This window comes from Isoptericola variabilis 225 (assembly GCF_000215105.1).
In the GTDB taxonomy this organism is placed as follows: domain Bacteria; phylum Actinomycetota; class Actinomycetes; order Actinomycetales; family Cellulomonadaceae; genus Isoptericola; species Isoptericola variabilis_A.
In genome coordinates this window covers 901,343-927,189 of sequence record NC_015588.1, presented here as the reverse complement: position 1 = coordinate 927,189, position 25,847 = coordinate 901,343, and the positions used below count along the sequence as shown (strand labels likewise).

Genomic DNA, 25,847 nt, shown 5'->3' with positions numbered 1-25,847 from the left:
GCCGATCCGGCGTGACGCCACGCGACACCACATATGTTGGCGGCCCTGCACCACCTGGGCCGCCACGACGGGCGCGAGCGCGCCGACGCCCTCCTGGCGCAGTTCGGCCTGACCGACGCGGCGAGCAAGCCCGTGTCGACGTGGTCGGGCGGCATGCGCCGCAAGCTCGACCTCGCGATGACGCTCGTCGGCAGCCCGGCGGTCGTCTTCCTCGACGAGCCCACCACCGGGCTCGACCCGCGCAGCCGTCGCACCCTGTGGGACGAAGTCCGGGCGCTCGTGGCGGCCGGCACCACGATCCTGCTCACCACGCAGTACCTCGAGGAGGCCGACCAGCTCGCCGACCGCATCGCGGTGCTCGACGGCGGCATCATGGCGCGGTTCCGGACGATGGCCATCTCCCCGGGCTCGGTGCTGTCGGGCCAGGTGCTCGGCTTCGTCGTGCAGGGGCTGGCCGCCGTCACGCTCGTCGTGCTCGCGGCCGTCGCGATGGGCTACCGGCCCGCGGCCGGCGCCCTCGACTGGCTCGGTCGTCCTCGTCGAGGGCGGCCGACTTGCCCGTGACGTGGATCACCGGGTTACCGTTCGCCCCGTGGAGACCTTCGCCGACATCGTCGACAGCACGGCCGGGTTCGTCTGGGGCCCGTTCTTCCTCATCCCCCTGCTGCTGGGGACGGGCCTGTTCCTCACGGTCCGCCTGCGGGGTCTGCAGTTCCGCAAGCTCGGACCGGCGCTGCGCCTGGGCCTGGTCCAGCGCAAGGAGGCGCACGGCGGCGCGGGCGACATCTCGCACTACCAGGCGCTGACGACGGCGCTCGCCGCGACGGTCGGCGTCGGCAACATCGCGGGCGTCGCGACGGCGATCGGCATCGGCGGCCCGGGCGCGCTGTTCTGGATGTGGGTCACCGGGCTCGTCGGCATGGCGTCGAAGTACTCGGAGGCGTTCCTCGGGTCGAAGTTCCGCGTCGTCGACGAGAAGGGCGAGCAGCGCGGCGGGCCGCAGGAGTACCTGCGACGTGCGATCGGCGGGCCGGTCGGTGCGGTCCTCGCCGTCGCGTTCGCCGTCTTCGCCGCGCTCGCCGCGTTCGGCATCGGCAACATGACGCAGACCAACACGATCGCGGCCTCGCTCGAGGACCAGTTCGGCGTGCCGCCGCTGGCCACGGGGCTGGTCGTCATGGTGCTCGTCGGCGTCGTCCTCGTCGGCGGCATCAAGCGCATCGGCGCGGTCACCGCGTCGCTCGTCCCGACGATGATCCTGCTCTACCTCGTGGCCGGCGTCCTCGTGCTCGGCGCCAACGTCACGGCCATCCCGGGCGCGTTCGCGACGATCTTCACCGACGCCTTCACCGGCACGGCCGCCACGGGCGGCTTCGTCGGGTCGACCGTCGCGCTCGCGCTCCAGTACGGCGTGGCCCGCGGCCTGTTCTCCAACGAGTCGGGCCTCGGCTCGGCCGCGATCGTCGCCGCCGCCGCCAAGTCGCACCACCCCGTGCGCCAGGGCCTGGTCTCCATGACGCAGACGTTCATCGACACGCTCGTCGTCGTCACCTTCACGGGCCTGGTCATCGTCACGTCGGGCGCCTGGACGGGCGAGGCGGAGGGCGCGGCGATGACCGCCGCCGCGATGTCGTCCGGCCCGCTGTCGTCGATCGGCGGCGCCGTGGTCGCGATCGCCGTCGTGTTCTTCGCGCTGTCGACCGTGATCGGCTGGGCCTACTACGGCGAGCGGTGCGCGACGACGCTGTTCGGCATCCGCGTCTCGCTCCCCTACCGGGCGCTCTTCACGGTCGCGTGCCTCGTCGGCGCGCTGTGGGAGCTCGAGCTCGTCTGGGGCGTCGCCGACGTCCTCAACGGCCTCATGGCGCTGCCCAACCTCATCGGCCTGCTGCTCCTGTCGGGCCTCATCGTGCGCGAGACCCGCGCCTACCTCGAGCGCGACCCCGACCTCACCGACCCGCCGTCGGCGCTCGAGGACTTCGTGCCCACCCGCTGACCCGGTCCGGTCACACGGGCACGAGCGGGCGCAGGTCGCCGCGCGCGGCGCGCACGTGCTCGGTCGGGACGTGCTCGACGCCGCCGGCGTCGGCCACCCACCAGCCGAGGTTCGGCGCGCGCATGAGGTAGTCGTCGCGCACCACGTGCCGCAGCGCCGTGTCGGCGAGCAGCACGCCGTCGCGCCACCCGCCGTCCGGCCGCGGCAGCGCGAGCACGCGCAGCCCGCGGCGGAAGACGACCCGGCCGTCGACCCGCTCGTACCGGGGCCGCAGCCGCTTGACGCCGTTGACCAGCCGGAAGAACCACGGCGGGTCCTGGTGCAGCAGGAGCGGGGCGCGCCGGGACGTCTGGCTCGCCAGGCGGCGCTCGTCGAGCACGACGCCGGCGGCCGCGAGCTCGTCGGCCATCCACCGGAGCGCGAGGTCCGACAGCCCGCACCGCGCCCCGCCGCCCCCGACGTCGCCGTGCGTGCCCGGGAACCACACCTGCTCGACCCGGCCGGGCTCGTCGTCGTCGGGCACGTCCCACAGGCACGGGGCGAAGGTGATGCGGCGCTCGTCGATCGCGAGCGCCTGCCGGGCCGTCTGCACCATGGGCGAGAGCCGCACGTCGTGGAACCGGTGCTTGCGCCGGGACAGCACGGGGACCCCGAGCGCACCCACGGTGTCGAAGACGCCGAGGAACCGCACCGGCGCGTCCCAGGAGTGCTCCGCCTTGAACCGCGCCTTCTCGCGCCGCACCGCCTCGGCCGCGGGGCCGTCCGCGCCGTCGTCGGCGCGCAGCCGGTAGACGCGCTCGGCCTCGCAGAGCAGGCCCGCGTCGACGGCCTCGGGCGTGAGCAGCCCGACCTGCGAGATCATCCCGACGACGCTGCGCGCGGTGTAGGCGCCGCGCGAGTACCCGATGACGACGATCTCGTCGCCCGGCGCGTAGTTCATCGCGAGGAACCGGTAGCCCTCCACGACGTTGCGCGTGAAGCCGTAGCCGAACGCGCCGCCGACCAGCCGGTCGAGCGTGTAGCCGCGGGAGCCGACGCCGCCCACGTAGCCCACGACCTGGACGGCGTCCGGCCGCCCGTCCGCCCCGGGCACCAGGCCCGGGCGCACCGCGCGCGCCAGCTTCTCGATGTTCGACACCTGCGGGTTGACCGCGTGGTTCCACGTGCCGTCGCAGCACAGGACGAGTCGTCGCATGATTCCCTCCTCCCGAGGAAGAGCACGGCGCCCGCCGCCTGATACGGACGACGGGCGCCGCGGTGGGTGCACCGGGCGGGGGGCACCCGGTGCACCCGGTCTGGGGGAGGTCAGCCGAGCTCGACCGTGACACCGCCCGAGAACGCGGAGTCGTGGAGCTCGAGCGACGTGAGCGTCACGTCCGCGGGCACGTCGAAGACCACGACGCCCTGGACGGTGTTGCCGGGATTGATCTCGTTGACGAAGGACTGCGAGTCCTCGAGGTAGATGCTCGCCTCGGAGTCGGCCGAGAAGCGGCGGCCGTCGGCGTCGAACGCGTACTGGTTGTCGGCGAAGAAGTACTGCGACTCGTCGCCGATGTTCTCGACCGTGACGTGGACCAGGACGAACTGGCCCTGCGCCTGCTTGTTCAGGTACTCGCTGCCGACCTCGGCGACACCGGGCTCGACGGCCGTGACCGTGAACTCGAACTTGCCGTCGCGCACCGGCTCGCCGATCGCCGCGCCGGCCGGCTCCTCGGGCGCGGCCTCGTCGGCCGGCTCCTCGGTCGGCCCGTCCGTGCCGGCGTCGGGCTCGGCCGCGGCGTCGGGCTCGGCCGCGGCGGGAGGGACGTCGGCGGGAGCGTCGCCGTCACCGCCCGAGGAGAGCGACACCACGACGGCGAGGAGGACCATCACGCCGAGGGCGGTGAGGATCTTGTGGCGCGCGAACCAGCCGCGGTTCGCCTTCGCGATCGCCCGGGCCTCGCGGGCCTGGCGCTTGAGCTCGGCCTGCGTGGGAGCGGGCTCGGGGGCGGGGGTCTGGTCGGACATGTCTCCTCCTCGGGTCGTGGTCACCGCCGACGCCGTGCTCGGCTCGGCCTGCGCCCAGCCTCGTCGCGCTGCGCACGGCCGGGCATCGGCCGCCCGGGCACGGTCGCGTACCCGACCGGGTACGCCGGCGGGCCGCCGCGTGCCCGATCGGGTGACGCACCGTGTCGGCGCCCGCACGTACGCTCTCGGCATGTCCCAGCCCATTGCCCACGACGCCGGCCTGACCGACGTCGGGCGTGCACCGGGCGACCGCGCCCCGGGCCGGAGCTGGACGTCGCGCGGCGGGACGGTCGTGGCGGTGACCGTCTCGGCGTTCAGCGCGCTCACGGCCGCGGCGTGGGCCGACATGCCCGGGGACGCCTCGACGAGTCTCGCGATCCTCGCCGCCCTGATCGGACTGATCCTTGCGGGCCTTCTCGTGCTGCGCCGCCGGTACCCGGTCCAGCTCAACCTCGCGGCGTCGGCCGCACCGCTCCTGCTCCCGCTCGACTCGTCGGCGGCGCTCCTGACCCTGCCGTGGGTCTACGCGACGTCGACGTCGCGTAGGACGGTGGCCGGTTGCACGGCCGCGACGGCGGCGGGCACCGCAGCAGCCCTCGTCCGTGATGCGCTGCGAGCACCGGAGCACCGGGTGTTCGCCGTGTTCGACGAGAGCGGCGCGCTGACCTCCGCCCCCGGCACGCTCTCGTTCGTCTTCTGGGGACTGTTCTTCCTCGGCGCGTCCGTCGCCGCGGGCCTCGTGCGGCGCTCGCGCGCGACCGCCGACCGGGCGCGCGTGGCGGAGGCGTCGGCCGAGGCGGCGCGCGAGGCGCAGGTCGCGCAGACCGCGGTGCTGCGCGACCGGATGACGCGGCAGGAGGAGCGCGAGCTCATCGCGCGCGAGGTGCACGACACCGTCGCGCACCACATCGCGACCATCTCCCTGCAGGCGTCCGCGCTCGAGGTCGCGCGAGGGGAAGACCCCGAGGCCCGCGAGGCGGCGCGGGAGGTGCGCGCCTCGGCCCAGCGGGCGATCGCCGAGATGCGCACCCTGCTGTCGACGCTGCGGGACGGCGACGGCACCCTGCTGCCGGGCACGAGCCTCGAGGACCTCGTCCCGCTGCTCGAGCGGCTGCGCGACGGGGGCGCGGGGATCACGAGCAGCATCTTCGTCTCCGACGGCCACACCGCGGCACCGGCGCTGACCCGGGCGACGTTCCGGATCGTGCAGGAGTCGGTCACGAACGCCCTCAAGCACGCGCCCGGCTCCCCCGTCGACGTGACGGTGCGGGCGGCGCGCGCGACGGGCGTCGACGTGCGCGTGACCAACCGCCTCACGGACGAGCCCGCGCCGGCCGCACCGGGGACCGGTGCGGGCATCACGGGCATGCGCGAACGCGTCCAGGCGCTCGGCGGCACGCTCGACGTCCACGTCGACGACGGCCGGCACGTCGTCGCAGCACACCTCCCCTGGGTCGACGCGGAGCACCCGGAGGCGGACACCGCATCCGTACGCTGAGTGTCGGCCCCGGCCGGTAGCCTCGGCGTCCGTGACACGAGTGCTCATCGTCGACGACGACCCGATGGTCCGCCGCCTGCTCACCGCGGTGCTGCGGGGGCAGGGCATCGACGTCGTCGGCGAGGCCACGGACGGCGACGAGGTGCCGGCGGCGGTCGACGCGCACCGTCCCGACGTCGTGCTCATGGACCTGCACATGCGCCGCGTCGGCGGGCTCGACGCGATCCGCGCGCTGCGCCGGCGCACCGACCCGCCCGCGGTCATCGCGCTGACCTCGTTCGGGTCGGACGACACCGTCGTGGCGGCCCTCGACGCGGGCGCGCAGGGCTTCCTCGGCAAGGACGACGACCCGGACCGGATCGCGAACCACGTCCGCCAGGTCGCCGCCGGGGCGGGCGCGCTCGACCACGGTGCGGCGGGCGCCGTCATCCGGCACCTCGAGGGCGGGCGGCGGCTCGACGGTCGCCGCGCCGAGGCCCTCGCGCGGCTCGAGCAGCTCACCGACCGGGAGCGCGAGGTCGCCTCCTACCTGCCGCACGGGCTGTCGAACCCGGAGATCGCCCGGCTGACGTTCCTCGCGGACTCGACGGTCAAGGTCCACCTGAGCCGGGCGATGAACAAGCTCGGGCTCACCTCGCGCGAACAGCTCGCGGTCCTCGTCGACCGCGCCGGAGCCACGGCACCCCCACCACCACGGCCCTGACGACGCGCCGGTCGCCTACCGCAGCCGGCGCAGGAACTCGCGCGTGCGCTCGCGGCGCGGGTCGTCGAGGACCTCGGCCGGGGTGCCGCGCTCGTGGACCCGGCCCTCGTGCAGGAACACGACCTCGTCGGCGACGTCGCGCGCGAAGCCCATCTCGTGCGTCGCGACGAGCATCGTGGTGCCCTCGTCGCGCAGGGCGAGCAGGAGGTCGAGCACCTCGCCGACGAGCTCGGGGTCGAGCGCGGACGTGACCTCGTCGAGCAGCAGCAGCTCCGGGCCGGTCACGAGCGCCCGGGCGATCGCCGCGCGCTGCTGCTCGCCGCCCGAGAGCTGGTCGGGGTACGCGCGGGCCTTGTGCGCGAGCCCGACCTTCTCGAGCATCGCCAGGCCCGCCTGCTCGGCCTCGGCGCGCGGCCAGCGGTGCACGACGCGCGGCGCGAGCGTGACGTTGTCGAGCACGCGCAGGTGCGGGAAGAGGTTGTACTGCTGGAAGACCATCGCGAGACGGGCGCGGACGGCGTTCGCGTCGACCCACGGGTCGGCGACGTCCTCGCCGTCGAGCAGGACCTGACCGTCGTCGACGTCGTCGAGCAGGTCGACGACGCGCAGCAGCGTCGACTTGCCCGACCCCGACGAGCCCACGACGACGACGCACGCGTGCTCCGCGACGTCGAGGTCGATCCCGTCGAGCACGACCTTGCGCGCGGCGCCCGTGCCGTAGGACTTGCGCACGCCGCGCAGGGAGAGCAGCGGCTGCTCCCCGCTCGCCGCCGCGCTCATCGCAGCACCCCCGCCCCGGGCACCCCGCGCAGCTCCCCGCGCCAGCCCTGCCGGGCCGACCACGCGTCGACGAGGCGGGTCAGCGGGATCGAGACGAGCAGGAACAGCGCGCCGGCCACCACGTAGGGCGTGAAGTTGTAGTCGCCCGTCGTGGCGATCTGGGCGGCGCGGATCGCGTCGACCGCACCGAGGATCGAGATCAGGCCCGAGTCCTTCTGCAACGACACGAGCACGCTCGCGACGGGCGCGGTCACGTTCCTCACCGCCTGGGGCAGCACGACACGGCGCACCGCCTGCCCGCGCGTGAGCCCGAGCGAGCGCGCCGCCGCGACCTGCGAGGGGTGGACCGACTCGATGCCCGCGCGGAAGATCTCCGCGAGGTACGCGGTGTAGGTGAGGACGATCGCGAGCCCGCCGAGGAAGGCCGCGCTCACCGGCAGCCACTCGAGCCGCAGCGCCGGCAGCCCGAACCCGACGAGCAGCAGGACGAGCAGCACGGGCACGCCGCGGAACACGTCGACGTAGACGGTGGCGAGCACGCGCAGCGGGAACAGCGCGGGCAGCCGCGAGGTGCGCACGACCGCGAGCAGCAGTCCCACGGCGAGCCCCACGGCCGACGCCACGACCCAGACCCGCAGGTTGAGCACGAGCCCGGCCGCGACGTCGGGCAGGACCTCCCACGCCCGCTCGGGCGAGAAGAACGCGCGACGCGCGCGGTCCCACCCGGGCGCACCGGTGACGACGAGGACGACGGCGACGCACAGCACCGCCGTCGCGACGCCCGCCACGAGCAGCGCCCGGCGGTGCTGCGCGCGCCGGAACGCCTCGCGCGCGCGGGCGCGCTCGGACGGCACCCAGGCGTCGGTCATCGCGCGCGTGCTTCCGCCGGCGTCAGGACAGCTCGGGCACGTCGTCCGACTTGAGCCACTCGGTGCGCAGCTCGGCGAGCGTGCCGTCGGCCTCGAGCGCCTCGACCGCCTGCGACACGCAGTCGGTGAGCTCCGAGTCCTTGTCGAGCACGAGGCCGAGCTGCTCCGGCTCGCCGGTCGCCGGCAGGGTGCCGATCACCTGCGTGTCGGGGAAGTAGACGGTCGAGGCGGCCACGCCCTGGTCGACGTCCATGACCATCGCGTCGATCGTGCCCGACGACAGCGCGGTCATGCCGTCGCCCGCGGCGTTGAACGGCACGATCTCGACGGCGTCGCCCCACGCGGCCTCGGCGGCGTCGAGCGACGTCTGCGACGCCGTCACGCCGACGCGCGCGCCCTCGAGGTCGGCGAGCGTCGAGGCACCGGCGAAGTCGCCCTCGTCCGCGACGATGACGCCCTGGCGGCTCGTGAGGTACGGGCTCGAGAAGTCGACGGCCTCGGCGCGCTCCTCCGTGATCGTCGTCTGGTAGGCCGCGATGTCGAACGGCTTGATGGCCGGGCTGATGATCTGCTCGAACGTCACCGTGACCCACTCGACGTCCTCCTCGGCGTAGCCGAGCTCGGAGGCCACCGCGTACACGAGCGCCGACTCGAAGCCCTCGCCGCTCGTCGGCTCGCCCACGTACCAGGGCTCGTACGGCTCCCCCGCGGCGACGGTCAGCGTGCCCTCGGTGAGGGTGGGCAGCGTCTCCGGGCTGCACTCGCCGCCCGCGGCGTCGGTGGCCGCGGAGGTCTCGGGGGTCTCGGGGGCGTCGTCGGGCGACGAGCACGCCGCCAGCCCGAGGGCGACGGCCGGGACGAGGGTGGCGGCGAGGGCGGGGCGGGACGGGCGCACGGCGAGGCCTTCCGTTCTGACGTGGGGCGACGACGCCGAGCCTAGCCCAGCGGCGCGCGGCTCAGGGGTGCACGTGCGCCTTGTTGCCCGTCCGCGCCGAGATGTCCTGCTCGGCCTGTCCGAGGAGCGCGTCCGCGAGCCGGCGCAGCGCGCGACCGGCGGCGACCTCGTCGCCGATCACCGGCACCTCCTCGTCGCCCGGGTCCTTGCGCGCGTGCCCGACGGCACGCAGCGCCCCGACGTCGCCGTGCTCGGCCGGCCCCGCGACGAGCGTCGCCTCGGCCGTCGTGCTGCCCTGCGACTCCACCAGCGTGAGCTGCACGTGCCACGTCGTCGAGCGCGCCGGGACCCCGTGGCCCGCCGACGTCCCCGTCGCGGCACCCGCCGCCTCGCCCTCCTGCGCGCCGCCGTCGCCGTGCCGCACCACGGTGTCCGGACCGGGGAAGACCAGCGTCTCGTCCCCCGTGTCCGACCATCGCACCAGGTAGGGCGGCGAGCCGTCCGCGTTGCGCACGCTCACCACGACCCCCTCGCGCACCGCGGCACCCACCACGCCGGACGCCGTCACGATCCGGTCACCGACCGACGCCTTCATGACCGTCCCTCCGTCTCCTCGTCGAGCTCCTCGTCGACCACTGCGTCGTGCTTCCATCATGCGCCCGACGACGACGGTTCGCCGAGGGGTCGGCGGCGGCTCAGCCCTTCTCGGCGCCTGCCGTCAGCCCGCCCGCGAGGTACCGCTCGGAGAAGAAGAACAGCACGACGACCGGCAGCGTGAGGATGACCGAGCCGGCCATGAGGACCGTGGTCGGCACCTCGATGCTCCCCGACAGCTGCGACAGGCCGAGCGAGACCGTCCACCGGTCGCGGCGCTCGACGAGGAACAGCAGGGCGAACAGGAACTCGTTCCACGCGATCATGAAGATGAACAGGGCGTTGGAGACGATCGCGGGCATCGCGAGCGGGATGCTGATCTTCCGGATCACCTGGCCCCGGGTCGCCCCGTCGATCGCCGCGGCCTCCTCGAGGCTGACCGGCACCGTCTCGAAGTAGTTGCGCAGCATGTAGATCGACACGGCGGCGACCTGCGCGACGTAGACGACGACGAGCCCGACGAGCGAGCCCCGCCCTCGCCGCCGCCACCGTCGCCGCCACCGTCGGCGGGCGGGTCGGAGGTGCACGCGGCGAGTGCCGCGACGCCCGCGAGGGCGATCACGGGAACGGCTCGGGAACGGCGCATCGTCGTCACCTTCCTTCCGGCTCGACAGGGCCGGTGCCGTCGACGGCGGCGGCGTCGGCCGGGACCGACGGTGGCCGTGGCGGCGTCGATGTGTCAACGACGGTAAGCCCAGGTCACGCCGCTCGCGACGTCCCGTGACGCGCCCTCGCGCCCGTCAGTCGAGGGGCCGCACCCGCACGTCCCGGAACGACACGACGTCGGGCGCGCTCCCGTGCGCCTGCAGGCCGACGTGGCCGACGAGTCCGCGGCTGCTCGAGTCGGGGTCGTTCGGCCGCCCGGGGAACGGGACGCCGGGCACGTTCTCGTACTCGTTGATGACGACGCCGTTGCGGATCACCGTGTAGTGCTGCCCGACGACGCGCACCTCGAGGTCGTTCCACGTCCCCTTGGGCGTCGGCATGGCCTCGGCCAGGGTCAGGTCGGCGAACCCGTAGATCGAGCCGGTCTTGCGCGGGTCGTTCGAGCCCGTCTCGGGCGAGTCGTTGATCTGCACCTCGTGGCCGCAGTTGACGGCGATCCACGACAGGTTGCCCGTCTCGCTGCCGTTGAACGTCGTCGGGCAGCCCTCGACCGGCCCGTGCAGGGCGGGGAAGCGCACCTGCACGCCGCTGTTGGCGCGGGCGTCGCCGGGGGCGTCGTCGCGGAAGCGCAGGCGCAGCGAGAAGTCGCCGAACTCCTCGGGCACGTACCAGAGCGTGCCGAAACCGCCCTCGGCGCCCGCGCGGCTGACGAGCGACCCGTCCTCCGTGAGGTCGAACCCGCCGACGCCCGCGTACTCCCAGTCCTCGAGCGACGTCGCGGTCCCGTCGAAGAGCGTCCGGTAGCCCGGGACGGTGCCGACGTCGGACCGGCCCGCCGCGGCGACGAGGCGCGCGGCGTCGCGCCGCCCGAGCTCGCCGTCGGCGACGAGGGCGTCCGTGACGCCCCGCACGTGCGTCACGAACGACCCGTGGTCCTCCCAGGTGCGCTCGTCGTCGATGACGTCGTTGATCGTGCAGCCGCCCGGCAGGGTCGCGTTCGCGACGCCGCTGTCGGTGTCGAGCAGGACGACGGTCGGGCGGGCGTCGGGCGCGACGCACGTCCCGACGTCGAGCACGCCGGCGCCGTCGGGCGAGGCGGCCGCGCACGGCGCGGCGAGACCGACGGCGGCCACCGTGGCGACGGCGGCGGCGAGACGGGACGGACGGACGCGGGGCAGGATCGGCATCGGTGTCTCCTCGTCGAGATCGTTGCTCGGGGTGACACCGACCCTACGGGAGACGGGTCCGACGCGCGACCGCCCCGGCACGGGGATAGGACGGAGGGATGCAGCCGATCGAGGACACCCGTGTGACCGTGGTCGTGGCGAGCCGCGACCGTCGCGACGAGCTCGTCGCGAGCCTCGGGCGCCACCGCGCCCCGGTGGTCCTCGTCGACAACGGCTCGTCCGACGGCACGCCGCAGGCCGTGCGGGACGCGCACCCGCACGTCGACGTCGTCGAGGCGGGCCGCAACCTCGCGGCCGCGGGCCGGACGCTCGGGGCGCGCCGCGCCCGCACGCCGTTCGTCGCGTTCGCCGACGACGACTCGTGGTGGGCGCCCGCTGCCCGGACCGCGGGTCCTGGGCTTCATGGCCTGCGCGGCGACGGTGCGCCGCGACGCGTTCCTGGCGTCGGGCGGGTTCGACGACGTCGTGCGGTTCCCGGGAGAGGAGGAGCGTCTCGCGTGGGACCTCGCCGCGGACGGCTTCGACCTCGTGCACGTGCCCGACGTCGTCGTGCACCACCACCCGTCGCCGCGGCGCCACGACGCGGCGGCACGACGACGCGCGGTCGCCCGGTCGCGCACGCTGAGCGCGGTGCTGCGCCTGCCGTGGCGCGACGTCGGCCGGCGGCTCGGCGAGGACCTGCGAGCCGGCGGGCCGGAGCGCCGCGGCGTGCTAGCGGCGGCGGCAGACCTACTGCCCGCGCTGCGGCGGCGCCGCACCCTGCCCGAGCAGGTCCTGGCCGACCTCGCGGTGCTCGCGACCCAGCCGGTGCCGCGGCCGGCCGACACCGCCGGGGTGCCGTCGTCGAGCGAGTGACCCGCCGCCGACCCAGCACGTGGTCGCACGACGACGCACCGCGGCACCGCCCGCCCGCACCGGGGAGGCCCCATGACCACGACGTCCCTGCCGACCGACACCGCACCCGTGGAGGTGCACCCGGCCGACGAGGCGCCCGCCGCGGCCCCGTGGCGCCTGCCGGTGCCCCGGCCGCGCGGCCACGTGAGCGCCGCGCTCCTCGAGGCGCTCCGCGCCACGCCCGGTGACCCGGTGCTCGCCCCCGTGGCCGACGCGCTCGGCGCCGCCGGCGTCGACGGCCCGGCCGGTCCCGACGTCGTGCTCGGCGAGGACGCCCAGCGCGACCCGTCGGGCGTGCTCACCGCCGTCTCCGCGCGGTGCACCCACCTCGGCTGCCTGGTGCACTTCAACGACGCCGAGACCGCTTGGGAGTGCCCGTGCCATGGCTCCCGGTTCGCCGTCGACGGTGCGGTGCTGCAGGGGCCGGCGAACTCGCCGCTGGAGCGGCGGCCGCTGCCCGGGCACGAGGCCTGACGGGCTCCGGGACCCCGAGCACGACGAAGGCCCCCAGGCGAACCTGGGGGCCTTCGTCCGACACCGTGTCGACGGTGTCCCGTGGTAGCGGGGGCAGGATTTGAACCTGCGACCTCTGGGTTATGAGCCCAGCGAGCTACCGAGCTGCTCCACCCCGCGTCGACTCCCTGAACATTACGGCACCGAACCCGCCCACACCAAATCGAAACGGCCACATGGGACGCAGGTCACAGGCGGCGCACCGACGCCCGCGGAGACGCCGAGGGCCGCCGTCCCGCAGGACGGCGGCCCTCGGTCGCCTGGGTCAGCCCTCGAGCTCGGCCTCGGCCGCGACGGCCTCCTCGATGGCTCGCTTCAGACGCTGCTGCGCCTCGCCGTAGGCGCCGAAGTCGCCGGACGACAACGCCTCCTGGCTGTCCGCGAGCGCCTGGTTGGCCTCCTGCAGCGCCGCGTCGAGGCGGGCGCGCGGGTCGCCGCCGCCGCCCGGCGCGGGCGTCGTCGGCTCGGTCGTCTCCGTGGGCTCGGGCTCGGGCTCCTCGCCGGTCCCCGGTTCGGCGCCGGGGTCGACGTCCACCGGGTCTGTCGGGACGTCGGTCTCCTCCTCGCCCTCGGCGTCGCCGGCGTTCGCGCCCGAGTCGCCGCCGAACACCTGGTCGAGCGCCTCGTCGAGCGTCTCGGCGTACCCCGTCTGGTCGCCGAACGCGACGAGCACGCGGCGCAGCAGCGGGAACTGCGTGCCGCCGGCCGACTGGATGTACACCGGCTGCACGTACAGCAGACCGCCGCCCACGGGCAGCGTCAGCTGGTTGCCGCGCACGACCGTCGACGCACCGCGCTCGAGGATGTTGAGCTGCTCGGAGATCGTCGGGTTGGAGTTGAAGTTGTTCTGCACCTGGCCGGGGCCGGGCACGGTCGCATCGCGCGGCAGCTCGAGGAGCCTGAGCTGGCCGTAGGTCTCGGCCTTCTGGCCGCCCGTGGTCCCGGCGTCGCCGTCGACGGCGAGATATCCGGTGAGGATCTCGCGGTCGGTGATGCCACCGGGGATGAACGTGCTCGTGAGCGAGAACGCCGGCCGGTCCTGCCCCGGCATCTGCAGCGTCAGGTAGTACGGCGGCTGCTTGGGGGCGATCGTCTCGGTGCTCGCCACCGGGTCGGCCGGGGTCTCCCACTCGTCGGAGCTCGAGAAGAACTGCACCGCGTCCGTCACGTGGTACTGCGTGAGCAGCTCGCGCTGGACCTTGAACAGGTCCTCCGGGTACCGGATGTGGCTCATCAGGTCGCCGGAGATCTCCTCGAGGGGGCGCAGCGACGTCGGGAAGATCTCCGACCACGCCTGGAGGACCGGGTCCTCGGGGTCCCACGCGTACAGGGTGACCGAGCCGTCGTACGCGTCGACCGTCGCCTTGACCGAGTTGCGGATGTAGTTGACCTCGGGCGGCAGCTCGACCGGCACGCCCTGCGCGGCGAGCGTGAGGGAGTCGGTCGTCGCCTCCTGCATGGGCATCGACGTCGAGTAGGGGAACGCGTCCGACGTCGTGTACGCGTCGACGATCCACTTGACGCGACCGTCGACCACGGCCGGGTAGAACTTGTTGTCGAGCGTGAGCCACGGGGCCACCTTGGCCACGCGCTGCTGCGGGTCGCGGTCGTAGAGGATCTGCGACTCGCTCGTGACACGGTCGGAGAAGAAGATCTGCTCGTCGCCGAACTTCAGCGCGAAGAGCAGCTTGCGCCAGAACGTGCCGATCTCCGGGCCGGCCGACACCTCGTCGGTCGGGAACGCGGTGCGGATCTGGCGCCCGCCCTCCTCGTCGGCCTGGTAGTCGAGCTCCCACGGCTCCGTCCCCTCGGGGGCGCCGACGATCGAGTAGGTCGTCGTGCTCGGCGAGAAGTAGATCCGCGGCTCGTAGCCCTTCTCCGTGAGCGCGCCCTGCGTCGGGATGCCGCCCTCGAAGAACGCGGGCTGGCCGTCGGGGCCCGGGACGTTGCCGTAGGCGGCGACGACGCCGAAGCCGTGCGTGTAGACGGTGTGGTCGTTGGTCCAGTTGCGCTCGCCCAGGCCGTCGAGGTTGAGCTCGCGCACGGCGATGACCGTGTCCCGGACCTCGCCGTCGATCTCGTACCGGTCGACGGCGAGGTTCTCGGTGAAGTTGTAGTACTGCTTGTTCTGCTGCAGCTGGCGGAACGACGGGCTCACGACCTGCGGGTCGAGCAGGCGCACCGACGCCGTCGTCTCGGCGTCCTCGCGCAGCTGGCCGGCCGCGGCCTGCGTCGTCGCCTCGTACTGCTGCTTCTCGATGTCGTCCATCCCGAAGGCCTGGAGCGTGGCGTCGATGTTGCGCTGGATGTACGGCGCCTCGAGCTGCTGCGCGTTCGGGTTGACCTGGAAGCGCTCGACGACGGCCGGGTAGATGCCGCCGATCGCGATGGCCGACACGACCATGAGCCCGACGCCGATGACCGGCAGGCGCCACGTGCCGCGGAAGGCGGCGAGCACGAACAGCAGCGCCACGAGCACGGCCACGCCCGTGAGGATCTCCTTGGACGGGATGACCGCGTGCACGTCCGTGTAGCTCGCGCCGTCGTACCGGCTGTTCGTCGTCGTCAGGAGCGAGTAGCGGTCGAGCCAGTAGTTGGCGCCGACGAGCAGCATGAGCGCAGCCGCGATGATCGCCAGGTGGACGCGCGCCGCCGGCGTCGTGCGCGGGGTGCCGGCGGGGACCGGCCCGAGGCGCAGACCGCCGTACAGGTAGTGGGTCACGACGGCCGCGATGCCGGAGATCACGACGACCGACATGAGGAAGCCCACCACGAAGCGCAGCGCGGGCAGCGTGAAGACGTAGAAGCCGTGGTCGACGCCGAACTCGGGGTCGGACGTGCCGAACGTGCCGCCGTTGAGCGCCAGGAGCACGGTGCGCCACTGCGCCGCGGCCGCGACGCCGGCGAAGAAGCCGACGAGCAGCGGGGCCGCGATCGTCACGACCCGGCGCAGCGGCTCGACCGCCTCGCGGTACTGGTCGAGCGTCGCCTGCTCCGGCGTCGACGGCGCGTACACGGGACGCACGCGGTACGCGACGGAGAACGACGTGAACACCGCCGCGCCCATGAGGAGGAACCCGAGGGCGAAGAGGATGCCGCGCGCGATCCACTGGGTCCAGATGACGTTGCCGAAGCCGAGCGTCTGGAACCAGAGGACCTCGGTCCAGAAGTTCGCCAGCAGCAGGATCGCCACGACGATCGCGGCCAGGACCGCGACGGTGACGGTCAACGGGCTGCGGCGTCGCGTGGTCGGCGGACCGGGACGTCGTGGCGGGGCGGTGAAGGACACGGTGCGGGCACCTCGCTCGTGCTCGGGACAGGGCTGCGGACCGGCTGGTCGTCCAGGGTGAACGACCGGGCCTCACCCCAGGTTCCCACGTTTCACGCACGCGTGGTCGACGGACCCTCCACAGGCGGTCCCGACCACGGCAGGGCCGGCGGCAGGTCAGGAGCAGGTCGGCAGCGCGTCGCCGTCCCCGGCGCCGATCGCCTCCACCGCCTGGCGGGCCTCGGCGAGCGTCGCCACCGGGACGACCCGCAGCCCGTCGGGGACGCTGCCGACCACCTGGTCGCAGTTGCCCGACGGCGCCAGGAACCACCGCGCGCCGTCGCGCACCGCCCCGTGCATCTTCTGCTCGATGCCGCCGATGGCGCCGACGTTCCCCTCGACGTCCATCGTGCCGGTGCCGGCGACGACCTCGCCGCCGAGCTCGTCCTCCGGGGTCAGCCTGTCGATGATCGCGAGCGCGAACATGGTGCCGGCGCTCGGCCCCCCGATGTTCTCGATCTGGATCTTCACGTCGAGCGGGTAGTCGTACTGCGGGTCGAGGTAGATGCCGAGCACCGCACGCCCGTGACCCTCGCCCGTCGTGATGGTCAGGTCGACCTCCTCACCGTCGCGCAGCACGCCCAGCACGACGTCGTCGCCCGGGGTGACGCGGTCGAGCGCGCCGAGCAGTCCCTGGTGCGTGACGACGGGCTCGCCGTCGATCGTCCGCACGACGTCACCCTGCGCGACGACGCCGTCGGCGCCGGTCCCGGGCGCGGCCCCCACGATCGTGAGCGTCGCGGGCACCTCGTAGCCGAGCTCGGTGAGCGCCGCGACGGTCGCGTTCTCCTGCGAGGAGACCATCTCCGCCTGCCCCGTCTCCTCCTGCTCCTCGGGCGTGAGGTCCCGCGGGAAGATCGCCTCGACCGGCTGCACCGAGCGGTCGCCCGCGACCCAGCCCAGCAGCACGTCGCCGACCAGCACGTCGCCACCCGGCCCGCCGTACACGGACACGGTCGTCAGGCGCAGCTGCCCGGAGGGCTCGTACGTCTCGGCGCCGGAGATCTCCACGAGCGGCACCTCGCGCACGCTCTCGCCCTCGGCAAGGTCCTGGACGCCGAGCGTGTCCACCGTGGGGCCCGGGGTGCGGACCGCGTACGCCGTCGGCATGACCAGGCACACAGCCGCCAGGACCGCCGTCGCGAGCATGCCGAGCGTCAGAGTCACGGTGCGGCGCGTCGCCGGCGGAGCGGGCTCCAGGGCGGGCTCGGAGCGGTCGGCGGGCTCGGCGGGCGCGAGGATGTCGCGGTCGAACGTCACGGGCCCATCATCTCCCGACGCGCCGGACGGGTGCGCCCAGAGCGAAAGCCGGGAACCGCGCCCCGCTGCCGCGCGTCGAGCGTGGGTACCGTGAGACGCGGCCCACCCGCGTCGACCGAGCCAGAACCGAGCACGACCGGGCCGACGGACGGCCGCGGCAGCACCCGAGAGCGACTGAGGAGCCCGCAGTGAGCAACCTGCCCGACGACCCCGAGGGTGCCGAGGAGCGCGAGCGCATGCTGCGCGAGATGCTGTCCGGGTTCTTCGGCGACCGGACCGACGAGGTGCTGGCGCAGATGCGGGCCCAGGGCTTCGACCCCGCCGCGCTCGCCGGCATGCCGGGCGCCGGCGCGCCCGACCCCGCCGCGATGCAGCACGTCCTCGCGCAGGCCCAGCGGCTCCTGTCCGCGTCGGGCGACGGGCCGGTCAACGAGGACGTCGCCCACGACGTCGCCCGCCAGGTCGCCGTCGCCGAGGGCGACCCGTCGCTCACCGGCGGGCAGGCACGCGCCGCGACCGAGGCGCTGTCCGTCGCCGAGCTCTGGCTCGACGTCGTCACGGACCTGCCGCCCGCCGGCGGGCAGCACCGCGCCTGGAGCCGCTCGGAGTGGGTCGAGGCGACGCTGCCCGCGTGGAACCGTCTCGTCGCGCCGGTCGCGACGTCGGTCGCCGAGGCGCTCGCCGACGTGCTGCGCGACCAGCTGCCCGGCGACGGCGACGAGCTCGACGCGCTCGGGCTCCCCGGCCTGCCCGGCATGCCCGCCGGCGCCCTCGGCCCGCTCGGCGCCCTCGGCCCGCTCGGCGCCCTCGGCCCGCTCGGGGCGCTCGACCCCGGGCAGATGATGCGCCGCCTCGGCGCCGCCGTCTTCGGCATGCAGGTCGGGCAGGCCGCCGGGACGCTCTCGCGGGAGGTCTTCGGCGCGACCGACGTGGGCGTGCCGCTGCTGGACCAGCCCACGACCGTGCTCCTGCCCACCAACGTGGCCGCGTTCGCCGACGGCCTCGACGCGCCGCTCGAGGAGGTCCGCCTCTACCTGGCGCTGCGCGAGGCGGCCCACGCCCGGCTCTTCACCCACGTCACGTGGCTGCGGGCGCACCTGCTCGGCCTCGTCGAGCAGTACGCGCGCGGCATCACGATCGACGTCGACGTGCTCGAGCAGCAGGTCCGCGACATCGACATGACCGACCCCGAGGCGCTGCGCGGCGCCCTCACGGGCGGTGTGTTCGGGCTGCAGCACACGGAGGAGCAGCGGGCGACGCTGCTGCGCCTCGAGACGGCGCTCGCGCTCGTCGAGGGCTGGGTGAGCGAGGTCGTCACGACCGCCGCCCTCCCCCACCTGCCGCACGCCGTGCCGCTGCGCGAGATGCTGCGCCGGCGGCGCGCCGCGGGCGGTCCGGCGGAGCACACGTTCTCGGGGCTCGTCGGGCTCGAGCTGCGGCCCCGCCGCTCGCGCGACGCCGCCGCGCTCTTCGCGCACGTCCTGCATGCGGGCGGCCCGCAGGCCCGCGACGCCGTCTGGGAGCACCCCGACCTGCTGCCCGGGCCCGCCGACCTCGACGACCCGGCCGGCTACCTCGACCGCCGCGCGGCCCAGGCCGACGCGCACGCCGACGTCGACGCCGCGCTCGCCCAGATCTTCGGCGAGGCGGGCGGTGACGCCCGGGGTGGCGACGTTGGCGACGACGGGGACGACGCGCCCGCGGGCGAGGACCGCCCCGCTCAGGGCTGACGCGGCCGACGGCCGACGCGGCTCAGGGGTCGACGTCGTCGGGCGTGCCGAGCGACTCGTCCTGCACGAACGCCGCGCCCTCGAGGAAGCCCTTGGCCCGCTCGGTCCGCGGGAACGCGTCGAGCAGGCTCCAGAACTCGGGCCCGTGCCCCGCGTGGAGCAGGTGGGCCAGCTCGTGCAGGAGCACGTAGTCGAGCACCCACGCGGGCATGCCCTGCACGCGCGTCGAGATGCGGATCGAGCCGTCGACGAGCGTGCACGAGCCCCAGCGGCGACCCTGGTTGGCGGACCAGCGCACGCTCGTGGGGCGGGCGCGGCCGTCGAGGTACTTGGCGGACAGCTCCCGGGCACGCGCCATGAGCTCGGCGTCCGACGGCCGCCGCCGTCGCTCCTTGTCCGCGAGGCGGGCGAGCATCTTCGCCACCCACTCCTGCTCCTGGGCGCGGGAGAAGCGCGCCGGGATCGCGACGATGGTGCGTTCACCGTCGCGGTAGGCGCTCACCGTGGCGGTCCGCCGTCGACTCCGGCGCACCTCCACGGACGTCGGGGCGTCGTGGGCCACGGAACGACCGTACCGAAAAAACGTCACCGATGTGTTTCGTGCCACACGGCCCCGGGCCTGTGGACGACGCCCGGGGCGCTCGCCGCGCCCGTGCCACAGTGGCGCGCATGACGGAGGCGATGACGCAGGCGCGCGCAGAGGTCCGGCTCCGGCCCGGGACGGCCGTGCTCGACCGCGGCGACGGCGAGGTGCAGCTCGGGACCGACCACCGGTGGGCGCTCGTGGTCGCGGGGCTGTCCGACGCCGAGGCGTCCTGGCTGTGCGAGGCGGCCGCGCGGCGGCACCGGTCGCTCGAGCAGACCGCGCGGCGGTGGGCGGTCGAGGACGCGCGGCGGGCCGAGGTCCTGGAGCTCCTGGAGCGCTCGGGGTTCCTCGTGGGGCCGCCCCCTCCCGCCGGCCGGATCACCGCCCCCGCGGACGGGGCGGCCGACGCGGCCGTGCTCGGAGCGCTGCGGCCCGACGGCGCGGGTCAGGTCACGCTCGCGGCGCGGGCGCGACGCACGGTCGGCCTCTGCGGCCTCGGCCGGGTCGGTGCGGCGGCGGCGCTGCACCTCGCCACGGCCGGCGTCGGGACCCTCGTCCTCGACGACCCGCGGCCGGTGCAGACCTGCGACACCGGGCTCGGCGGCTACCGCCGCGACGACGTCGGCACGCCGCGCGAGCGGGCGCTGACCGAGCTGCTCGCCGAGCGCCACCCGCGCACCGACGTCGTGCACGAGGTCGACGGCCGCGAGCCGGACGCGGTGGTTGTCGTGGAGCCTGACGTCGCCGACCCCGACCGGTACGGGCGGCTGCTGGGCGACGGGGTCCCGCACCTCCCGGTGGTGGTGCGCGAGGCCGACGTCGTGGTCGGCCCGCTCGTGCTGCCGGGGCGCTCGGCGTGCGTGCGGTGCGCGCACCGCCACGTCGCGGACGCCGACGCCCGGTGGCCTCGGCTCGTGCAGCAGCTGCGCGGCCGCGAGCCCGACCGGCCGCAGGAGACGACGCTGGCCGCGAACGCGGCGGCGCTCGCGGCGGGGCAGGTGCTGGCGCTGCTCGACGGCGCGCGCCCGGCCGCCGTGGGGGCCGCGCTCGAGGTGGCGCTGCCCGAGGCCGTGCCCCGGGTACGACCGGTGCAGCCGCACCCGGGGTGCGGCTGCACCGGTCTGGTGCCCGCCGGCTGACCGGCGGGACGTGCCGTCACGCGGCGACGGTCTCCGACTTGCGCGGGCGACCACGACCACGCTTGCGCGCGACCACGACGCCGTCGACGAAGACCTCACCGCCCCACACGCCCCAGGGCTCGCGGCGCTCGAGGGCACCGGCGAGGCAGCCGGCCTGCAGCGGGCAGGTGCGGCAGAGCGCCTTGGCCTCCTCGACCTGCGCCGTGTGCTCGGCGAACCAGAGCTCGGGGTCGTTGGTGCGGCACGGCAGCATCGCCGCGAACTGGCGGTCGAGCTCGGCCGCCTCGTCCGGGCTCTGCGCCAGGGGTTGATGGGGAGTCCAGGGGCCGGAACCGCCCTGGGGGATCGTGTCGAGCAGCCGCTCGTCCAACAGCTGTGCGAGACGCACGAGTTCCTCCGTCAGGTCCATGGGTGGTGCGAACGTCGATGTTCAGGACCTGCGGGTGACCCCCTGGCGTCAGGGGGCCGGTTCGTGCGACCTGGTGAGGTCTTCTTCCCTGGGCGGAAAGACGAGGGCCGCGGGTCCCGGGTGGACTCCGCGGCCTGGACCGGTCAACAGACCGGATGCATCCAGGGTGCGGAGTCGGGTGCGAAGGCGTGATCGATGAGGCCAGCTCCGACGTGCGTACGCGCACGGAAGGGAACGACCGCCTGGCACGGCACGAGGGCAGAGTTCTCCCCCGGCGCGTAGCCGAACGATGCGTTCACCAGCGTGGTCATGGTCATCGTGTCCATCTCTTGCACCCACCTCCTCACTGCTCTCGGGCTCCGCGCCTCTCGGCGCGCGCCATCTCCGTCAGGGACTCTCCGAGCATAGACCCGGGTCCCGCCAGCGCCACCCCTTTTTTCGGAGATTCGTGGGGGAACTTTTCTCAGGGGCTTCCGGCGTCGGCGACGAGGGCCAGGATCGTCGCCCCGTAGCGGTCGATCTTGGCCGGTCCGATGCCGTTGATCCTGGCCAGCTGCGCGATCGACGACGGCCGGACCTCGGCGATCTCGGCGAGCGTCGCGTCCCCGAGGATCGTGTAGGCGGGCTTGTCGGTCTCGCGTGCGACGGACAGGCGCCACTCGCGCAGGGCGTCGAACAGCTCGACGTCCGCCTCGCCCGTGAGCTGCTGGCGCGCCTGGCCCCGCCGGCGCGTGCCGGGCCCGGCCGTGCGGCCCCGCGGCTCGTCGGGCCACAACCCGTCGAGGAAGCGCGTGCGCTTGCGCGACGCGCGGCCGCCCGGGTTGCGCGAGCGCGCGTACGAGACCTCGAGGTGCACGCGGGCGCGCGTGACCCCCACGTAGAGGAGGCGTCGCTCCTCGGCGACCGCCTGGTCGGTCTCCGCGAGCGAGATGGGCATGAGCCCCTCGCTCATGCCGGCGAGGAACACCGCGTCCCACTCGAGCCCCTTGGCGGCGTGCAGCGACGCGAGCGTGACGCCCTCGACGGTCGGCGCGTGCTGCGCGGCGGCGCGCTCCTCGAGCTCGGCGACGAGGGTCGCCAGCGTCGCGGGCTGCTCGTCGGTGCCGGCGCGCGCCAGGTCGTCGGCGAGGCCCACGAGCGCGTTCATGGCCTCCCAGCGCTCGCGGGCGGCGCCGCGGGCCGCGGGCGGGCGCTCCGACCAGCCGGCCGACGTGAGCACGTCGCGCACCAGCTCGGGCATGGGCTGGTCTCCGTCGGCCGAGCGGGCCGCGCCACGCAGCAGCACGACCGCGTCGCGCACGTCCTTGCGCTGGAAGAACCGCTCGCCGCCCCGCACCTGGTAGGAGATGCCCGCGTCGGCGAGGGCGGCCTCGAACGCCTCCGACTGCGCGTTGGTCCGGTACAGCACGGCGATCTCGGACGGGCGCACGCCGTCCGCGACGAGCCGCCCCGCGCGCGCGGCGATCCCGGCGGCCTCCGCCTCGTCGTCGTCGTACACGGTGAACGACACGGGCGGCCCCGCCGGCCGCTGCGCGCGCAGCTCGAGCGCACCGGCGACGCGGCCGCGGCGCAGCACCTCGTTCGCCAGGTGCACGACCTGCGGCGTCGAGCGGTAGTCGCGCACGAGCCGGATCACCTGGGCGTCCGGGTAGGTGCGCGTGAAGTCCAGCAGGTAGTGCGGCGTCGCGCCCGTGAACGAGTAGATCGTCTGCGACGGGTCCCCGACGACGCAGAGCTCGCGCCGCCCGCCGAGCCACTGGTCGAGCAGAAACTGCTGCAGCGGCGAGACGTCCTGGTACTCGTCGACGACGAAGTGCCGGTACTGCGAGCGGACCTCCTCGGCGACCTGAGGGTGCGAGGACAGCATGTCCGCGAGCATGAGCAGGACGTCCTCGAAGTCGATCACGCCGCGCTCGGTCTTGACGTCCTCGTAGGCCGTCAGGAGGCGAGCGACCGTCTGGTGGTCGTAGCCCGACGGCGCGGGACGGTCGTCCGCGAGCGCCGCCTTCACGTAGTCCTCGGCGACGACGAGCGAGACCTTGGCCCACTCGACCTCGGACGACAGGTCGCGCACCGCGACGCGGTCGACGCTCACGCCGATGCGGCGGGCGGCCTCGGCCACCGCGGAAGCCTTGTGCTCGAGGATCTGCGGCGGGGCGCCCCCGACGACGCGCGGCCAGAAGTAGCCGAGCTGGCGCAGCGCGGCGGCGTGGAAGGTGCGCGCCTGGACACCCACGACGCCGAGCTCGCGCAGCCGCGTGCGCATCTCCCCCGCCGCTCGCGCGGTGAACGTCACGGCGAGCACCGACGTCGGCTTGTACGCGCCCGAGCGCACGCCGTAGGCGATGCGGTGCGTGATCGCGCGCGTCTTGCCCGTGCCCGCGCCCGCGAGCACGCAGACGGGGCCGGTCAGCGCGAGCGCGACCTCGCGCTGCTCGGGGTCGAGGGCGTCGAGGACGGCGTCGGGATGAACCGAGGCAACAGTCGTGTTGGAGGCGAGGGACATCGGTTGCGATTCTTGCAGCCGACGCCGACACCCACCGACCGTCGTCCCCAGGAGGACCGCTCGATGCCTGCCGACACGACCGCCACCCCGACGCTCCCCGAGCCCGGCACCGTCACGATGTACTCGACCACCTGGTGCGGCTACTGCCGCCGGCTGCGGACGCAGCTGGACTCCGAGGGCATCGGCTACACGGTGATCGACATCGAGGAGCAGCCGGAGACGGCGGCCTTCGTCGAGCAGGTCAACGGCGGCAACCGCACCGTGCCGACCGTCGTGTTCCCGGACGGCTCCGCCGCGACGAACCCGTCGCTCGCCGAGGTCAAGGCCGCGCTGGCCAACTGACGCCCGCGCTCACCACGCGCCGGGCAGCTCCTCGCCGTACCACTCCTCGATGAGCGCCCGCGCGATCGACTGCGCGCCCGGCAGGCGCACGTCGCCCGCCTCCGCCGCCTCGACGAGGTCCGCGCGCGTGAACCAGCGCGCGTCGGTGATCTCGTCGTCGTCGACGCGCACGTCGGTGCGCACCGCACGCGCCCGGAACCCCACCATGAGCGACGCCGGGAACGGCCACGCCTGGCTCCCCCGGTAGAGCACGTCGTCGGGGCCGGCGCCGACGACGACGCCGGTCTCCTCGGCGACCTCCCGACGCACCGCGTGCTCGAGGCCCTCGCCGGGCTCGACGAAGCCGGCGAGCGTCGAGTACCGCCCGGCGGGCCACGCCGCGCCGTGCGCGAGCAGGATCCGGTCCTCGTCGTCGACGACGGCCATGATGACCGCGGGGTCCGTTCGCGGGTACAGCTCGCGGTCCTCCACCGCGCAGACGCGGGTCCACCCGGCCTGCCCGGCCGTCGTGGGCGCGCCGCAGCGCGGGCAGCGCGCGTGAGCCGTGTGCCACTGCGCGAGCGCGACCGCCTCGACGACGATCCCCTGCTCGAGGTCGTCCAGCGCCGTCAGCTCGCGCAGGCCCGCCCAGCGGCCGTCCGACCCGTCGTCGACGCCGCTCTGCGCGCCGGCCGCGCCGTCGTCGGGCAGCGCGAGCGCGAGGAGGCCCGCGCCGTCGTGCTCGCCGAGGAAGAGCCACGTGCCGTCGTCGTGCGCGCCCACCGCGTCGGCCGGGGCGAGGACGGGACGCGGGCGACCGCCGTCGTCGGTCACCGCGACGCGGGCGCCGCGCACCCGCACCGCGCGCGTGGCCGGGTCGGCGAGGAGCTCCTCGACCAGCCCGGGTTCGGTGCGGCGGTGCGCCGCACGGTCGTGGACGCTGCGGGTGAAGGGCAGGTGGAGCGGGGACACGCCCTCGACCGTATCCGCTCGCGAGGGTCGGCGGGCTCTACGGTGGTCGGGTGCCACGCAGTCCGCTCGCCCTCGCCGCCCTCGCGACGGCGGCCGTGCCGGGTCTCGACGCCCGCTCGGTCCGCCCCGAGGATGTCCCGGGCGACTACGACGTCGCCGTCGTCGCCGCGCACGACGGCGAGGAGTGGGTGGTGCGCGCCCCGCGGAACACCATCGCCGGGGCCGCGCTCGAGGCCGAGGTCGAGCTGCTCGAGGCGCTCCACCTGTACGTCGAGGCCGGCGTGCTGCCGTTCGTGGTGCCGCGCGTCGCAGGCTTCGCGCTGCTGCCCGAGGGCGGCCGCGCCGTCGTGCACCGCCGCATCACCGGCACCCCGTTGAACGTCGACGCGCTGCGGCCGGGCCCGGGGCTCGCGGCCGACCTGGGCCGGACGCTCGCCGCGGTGCACGAGCTGCCGCCGTCGGTCGTCGAGGCGTGCGGCCTGCCGTCCTACACCGCGGCCGAGTACCGTGAGCGCCGCCTCGTCGAGCTCGACGAGGCCGCGTCCACGGGCCGGGTGCCCCCGGCCCTGCTGCGCCGCTGGGAGGCCGCGCTCGAGGACGTCGCGCTGTGGCGGTTCAAGCCCGTCGTCGTCCACGGCGACCTCGCGCCCGACCAGCTCCTCGTCAGCAGCACGCGCGTGACCGCGATGAGCGGCTGGTCCGACGCGCGCGTCGCCGACCCGGCCGACGACCTCGCCTGGCTCCTCGTCGCGGCGCCGCCCGAGGCCGTCGACTCGATCATGGAGGCGTACCAGCTGCGCCGCACCGAGCTCAGCGACCCCCGGCTCGTCGACCGGGCGCTGCTCGTCGGCGAGCTCGCGCTCGCCCGGTGGCTGCTGCACGGCGTGCGGCGCGGGCTGCCCGACGTCGTCGCCGACGCCGAGTCGATGCTCGCGGACCTCGACGAGGCCACCCGCGAGGACGCCCCCGCCTGAGGCTTCGGCCCGCCAGATAG

At 74.7% G+C, this 25,847-nt stretch carries 24 protein-coding genes, 1 tRNA gene and 1 pseudogene; 11 read left to right on the top strand and 15 right to left on the bottom strand.

The genetic code is table 11. The features are described from left to right. The first annotated feature begins 36 nt into the window (after positions 1 to 36). Entirely contained in the window at positions 37 to 564 is a 528-nt protein-coding gene (locus ISOVA_RS17590) for an ATP-binding cassette domain-containing protein (RefSeq protein WP_391540492.1), read from the top strand. A 28-nt stretch (positions 565 to 592) separates the two neighbouring features. Beyond that, entirely contained in the window at positions 593 to 1,996 is a 1,404-nt protein-coding gene (locus ISOVA_RS04280) for an alanine/glycine:cation symporter family protein (RefSeq protein ID WP_013838027.1), read from the top strand. Positions 1,997 to 2,006: 10 nt separating this feature from the next. Here the strand turns inward: ISOVA_RS04280 and ISOVA_RS04275 are convergent, their stop codons facing one another. Next, positions 2,007 to 3,191, bottom strand: a complete 1,185-nt coding sequence (locus tag ISOVA_RS04275) for a DUF2235 domain-containing protein (RefSeq protein WP_013838026.1) — start codon at positions 3,189 to 3,191, stop codon at positions 2,007 to 2,009. Positions 3,192 to 3,301: 110 nt separating this feature from the next. Further along, a complete protein-coding gene (locus tag ISOVA_RS04270) occupies positions 3,302 to 4,003 on the bottom strand; it encodes a DUF4352 domain-containing protein (protein WP_013838025.1) in 702 nt (233 codons plus the stop codon). A gap of 190 nt (positions 4,004 to 4,193) precedes the next feature. Between ISOVA_RS04270 and ISOVA_RS15350 the strand changes: the two genes are divergently transcribed. Beyond that, positions 4,194 to 5,501: a sensor histidine kinase gene (locus tag ISOVA_RS15350; protein WP_186004569.1), complete on the top strand. Its 1,308-nt coding sequence runs from the start codon at positions 4,194 to 4,196 to the stop codon at positions 5,499 to 5,501. Positions 5,502 to 5,532: 31 nt separating this feature from the next. Then, positions 5,533 to 6,204 (top strand): response regulator, encoded by a 672-nt coding sequence (locus tag ISOVA_RS04260; protein WP_013838023.1) that lies wholly within the window; start codon positions 5,533 to 5,535, stop codon positions 6,202 to 6,204. A gap of 15 nt (positions 6,205 to 6,219) precedes the next feature. On the opposite strand, the gene ISOVA_RS04255 is transcribed toward ISOVA_RS04260, so the two are convergent. The 6 genes from ISOVA_RS04255 to ISOVA_RS04230 form a co-directional block, all read right to left on the bottom strand. Further along, entirely contained in the window at positions 6,220 to 6,984 is a 765-nt protein-coding gene (locus tag ISOVA_RS04255) for an amino acid ABC transporter ATP-binding protein (RefSeq protein ID WP_013838022.1), read from the bottom strand. After that, positions 6,981 to 7,853, bottom strand: coding sequence for an amino acid ABC transporter permease (locus tag ISOVA_RS04250; protein ID WP_013838021.1), 873 nt, complete (start codon positions 7,851 to 7,853; stop codon positions 6,981 to 6,983). The genes ISOVA_RS04255 and ISOVA_RS04250 overlap by 4 nt, the downstream gene beginning before the upstream one ends. A gap of 22 nt (positions 7,854 to 7,875) precedes the next feature. Next, positions 7,876 to 8,748: an ABC transporter substrate-binding protein gene (locus ISOVA_RS04245; protein WP_013838020.1), complete on the bottom strand. Its 873-nt coding sequence runs from the start codon at positions 8,746 to 8,748 to the stop codon at positions 7,876 to 7,878. 61 nt (positions 8,749 to 8,809) lie between these two features. Continuing rightward, complete coding sequence (locus ISOVA_RS04240) at positions 8,810 to 9,343, bottom strand: dsRBD fold-containing protein (protein WP_013838019.1); 534 nt, start codon at positions 9,341 to 9,343, stop codon at positions 8,810 to 8,812. A 100-nt stretch (positions 9,344 to 9,443) separates the two neighbouring features. Further along, positions 9,444 to 9,929: a carbohydrate ABC transporter permease gene (locus ISOVA_RS04235; RefSeq protein WP_233275944.1), complete on the bottom strand. Its 486-nt coding sequence runs from the start codon at positions 9,927 to 9,929 to the stop codon at positions 9,444 to 9,446. A gap of 213 nt (positions 9,930 to 10,142) precedes the next feature. Next, entirely contained in the window at positions 10,143 to 11,195 is a 1,053-nt protein-coding gene (locus ISOVA_RS04230) for a 3-keto-disaccharide hydrolase (protein ID WP_013838017.1), read from the bottom strand. Positions 11,196 to 11,293: 98 nt separating this feature from the next. On the opposite strand from ISOVA_RS04230, the pseudogene ISOVA_RS17480 reads away from it, so the two are divergent. The 3 genes and pseudogenes from ISOVA_RS17480 to ISOVA_RS16920 all read left to right on the top strand — a co-directional run. Further along, positions 11,294 to 11,509: pseudogene (locus tag ISOVA_RS17480) on the top strand (glycosyltransferase family 2 protein); the annotation flags it as partial. Between the two features lie 88 nt (positions 11,510 to 11,597). Further along, a complete protein-coding gene (locus ISOVA_RS16925; protein WP_049788234.1) occupies positions 11,598 to 12,050 on the top strand; it encodes a hypothetical protein in 453 nt (150 codons plus the stop codon). Positions 12,051 to 12,122: 72 nt separating this feature from the next. After that, positions 12,123 to 12,563, top strand: coding sequence for a Rieske 2Fe-2S domain-containing protein (locus tag ISOVA_RS16920; RefSeq protein WP_041294774.1), 441 nt, complete (start codon positions 12,123 to 12,125; stop codon positions 12,561 to 12,563). Positions 12,564 to 12,645: 82 nt separating this feature from the next. Here ISOVA_RS16920 and ISOVA_RS04215 read toward each other — a convergent pair. The 3 genes from ISOVA_RS04215 to ISOVA_RS04205 all read right to left on the bottom strand — a co-directional run bounded on the left by ISOVA_RS04215 (position 12,646) and on the right by ISOVA_RS04205 (position 17,190). Beyond that, positions 12,646 to 12,722, bottom strand: a tRNA-Met gene (locus ISOVA_RS04215). Between the two features lie 145 nt (positions 12,723 to 12,867). Then, positions 12,868 to 15,891, bottom strand: a complete 3,024-nt coding sequence (locus ISOVA_RS04210; RefSeq protein ID WP_013838016.1) for a UPF0182 family membrane protein — start codon at positions 15,889 to 15,891, stop codon at positions 12,868 to 12,870. 156 nt (positions 15,892 to 16,047) lie between these two features. Next, positions 16,048 to 17,190: a YlbL family protein gene (locus ISOVA_RS04205; RefSeq protein WP_013838015.1), complete on the bottom strand. Its 1,143-nt coding sequence runs from the start codon at positions 17,188 to 17,190 to the stop codon at positions 16,048 to 16,050. Positions 17,191 to 17,378: 188 nt separating this feature from the next. Between ISOVA_RS04205 and ISOVA_RS04200 the strand changes: the two genes are divergently transcribed. Then, a complete protein-coding gene (locus tag ISOVA_RS04200; RefSeq protein ID WP_013838014.1) occupies positions 17,379 to 18,920 on the top strand; it encodes a zinc-dependent metalloprotease in 1,542 nt (513 codons plus the stop codon). A 22-nt stretch (positions 18,921 to 18,942) separates the two neighbouring features. On the opposite strand, the gene ISOVA_RS04195 is transcribed toward ISOVA_RS04200, so the two are convergent. After that, the gene (locus ISOVA_RS04195) at positions 18,943 to 19,482 is read right to left on the bottom strand and encodes a SprT-like domain-containing protein (RefSeq protein ID WP_041294773.1); all 540 of its coding nucleotides are present in this window, start codon (positions 19,480 to 19,482) and stop codon (positions 18,943 to 18,945) included. Between the two features lie 107 nt (positions 19,483 to 19,589). Between ISOVA_RS04195 and ISOVA_RS04190 the strand changes: the two genes are divergently transcribed. Continuing rightward, positions 19,590 to 20,645, top strand: coding sequence for a ubiquitin-activating E1 family protein (locus ISOVA_RS04190; protein ID WP_013838012.1), 1,056 nt, complete (start codon positions 19,590 to 19,592; stop codon positions 20,643 to 20,645). 16 nt (positions 20,646 to 20,661) lie between these two features. Here ISOVA_RS04190 and ISOVA_RS17475 read toward each other — a convergent pair whose 3' ends face one another. Together ISOVA_RS17475 and ISOVA_RS04175 are read right to left on the bottom strand one after the other, a co-directional pair. Next, positions 20,662 to 21,054 (bottom strand): WhiB family transcriptional regulator, encoded by a 393-nt coding sequence (locus ISOVA_RS17475; protein WP_081474808.1) that lies wholly within the window; start codon positions 21,052 to 21,054, stop codon positions 20,662 to 20,664. 463 nt (positions 21,055 to 21,517) lie between these two features. Further along, positions 21,518 to 23,560, bottom strand: coding sequence for an ATP-dependent DNA helicase UvrD2 (locus ISOVA_RS04175; protein WP_013838009.1), 2,043 nt, complete (start codon positions 23,558 to 23,560; stop codon positions 21,518 to 21,520). Between the two features lie 63 nt (positions 23,561 to 23,623). On the opposite strand from ISOVA_RS04175, the gene ISOVA_RS04170 reads away from it, so the two are divergent. Beyond that, positions 23,624 to 23,902 carry a mycoredoxin gene (locus ISOVA_RS04170; RefSeq protein WP_013838008.1) on the top strand — a complete coding sequence of 93 codons (279 nt, stop codon included), beginning with the start codon at positions 23,624 to 23,626 and terminating at the stop codon, positions 23,900 to 23,902. 9 nt (positions 23,903 to 23,911) lie between these two features. Here ISOVA_RS04170 and nudC read toward each other — a convergent pair whose 3' ends face one another. Next, positions 23,912 to 24,853, bottom strand: coding sequence for an NAD(+) diphosphatase (gene nudC / locus ISOVA_RS04165; RefSeq protein ID WP_013838007.1), 942 nt, complete (start codon positions 24,851 to 24,853; stop codon positions 23,912 to 23,914). A 50-nt stretch (positions 24,854 to 24,903) separates the two neighbouring features. Between nudC and ISOVA_RS04160 the strand changes: the two genes are divergently transcribed. Continuing rightward, positions 24,904 to 25,827 (top strand): macrolide 2'-phosphotransferase, encoded by a 924-nt coding sequence (locus ISOVA_RS04160; protein WP_013838006.1) that lies wholly within the window; start codon positions 24,904 to 24,906, stop codon positions 25,825 to 25,827. Positions 25,828 to 25,847 lie beyond the last annotated feature (20 nt).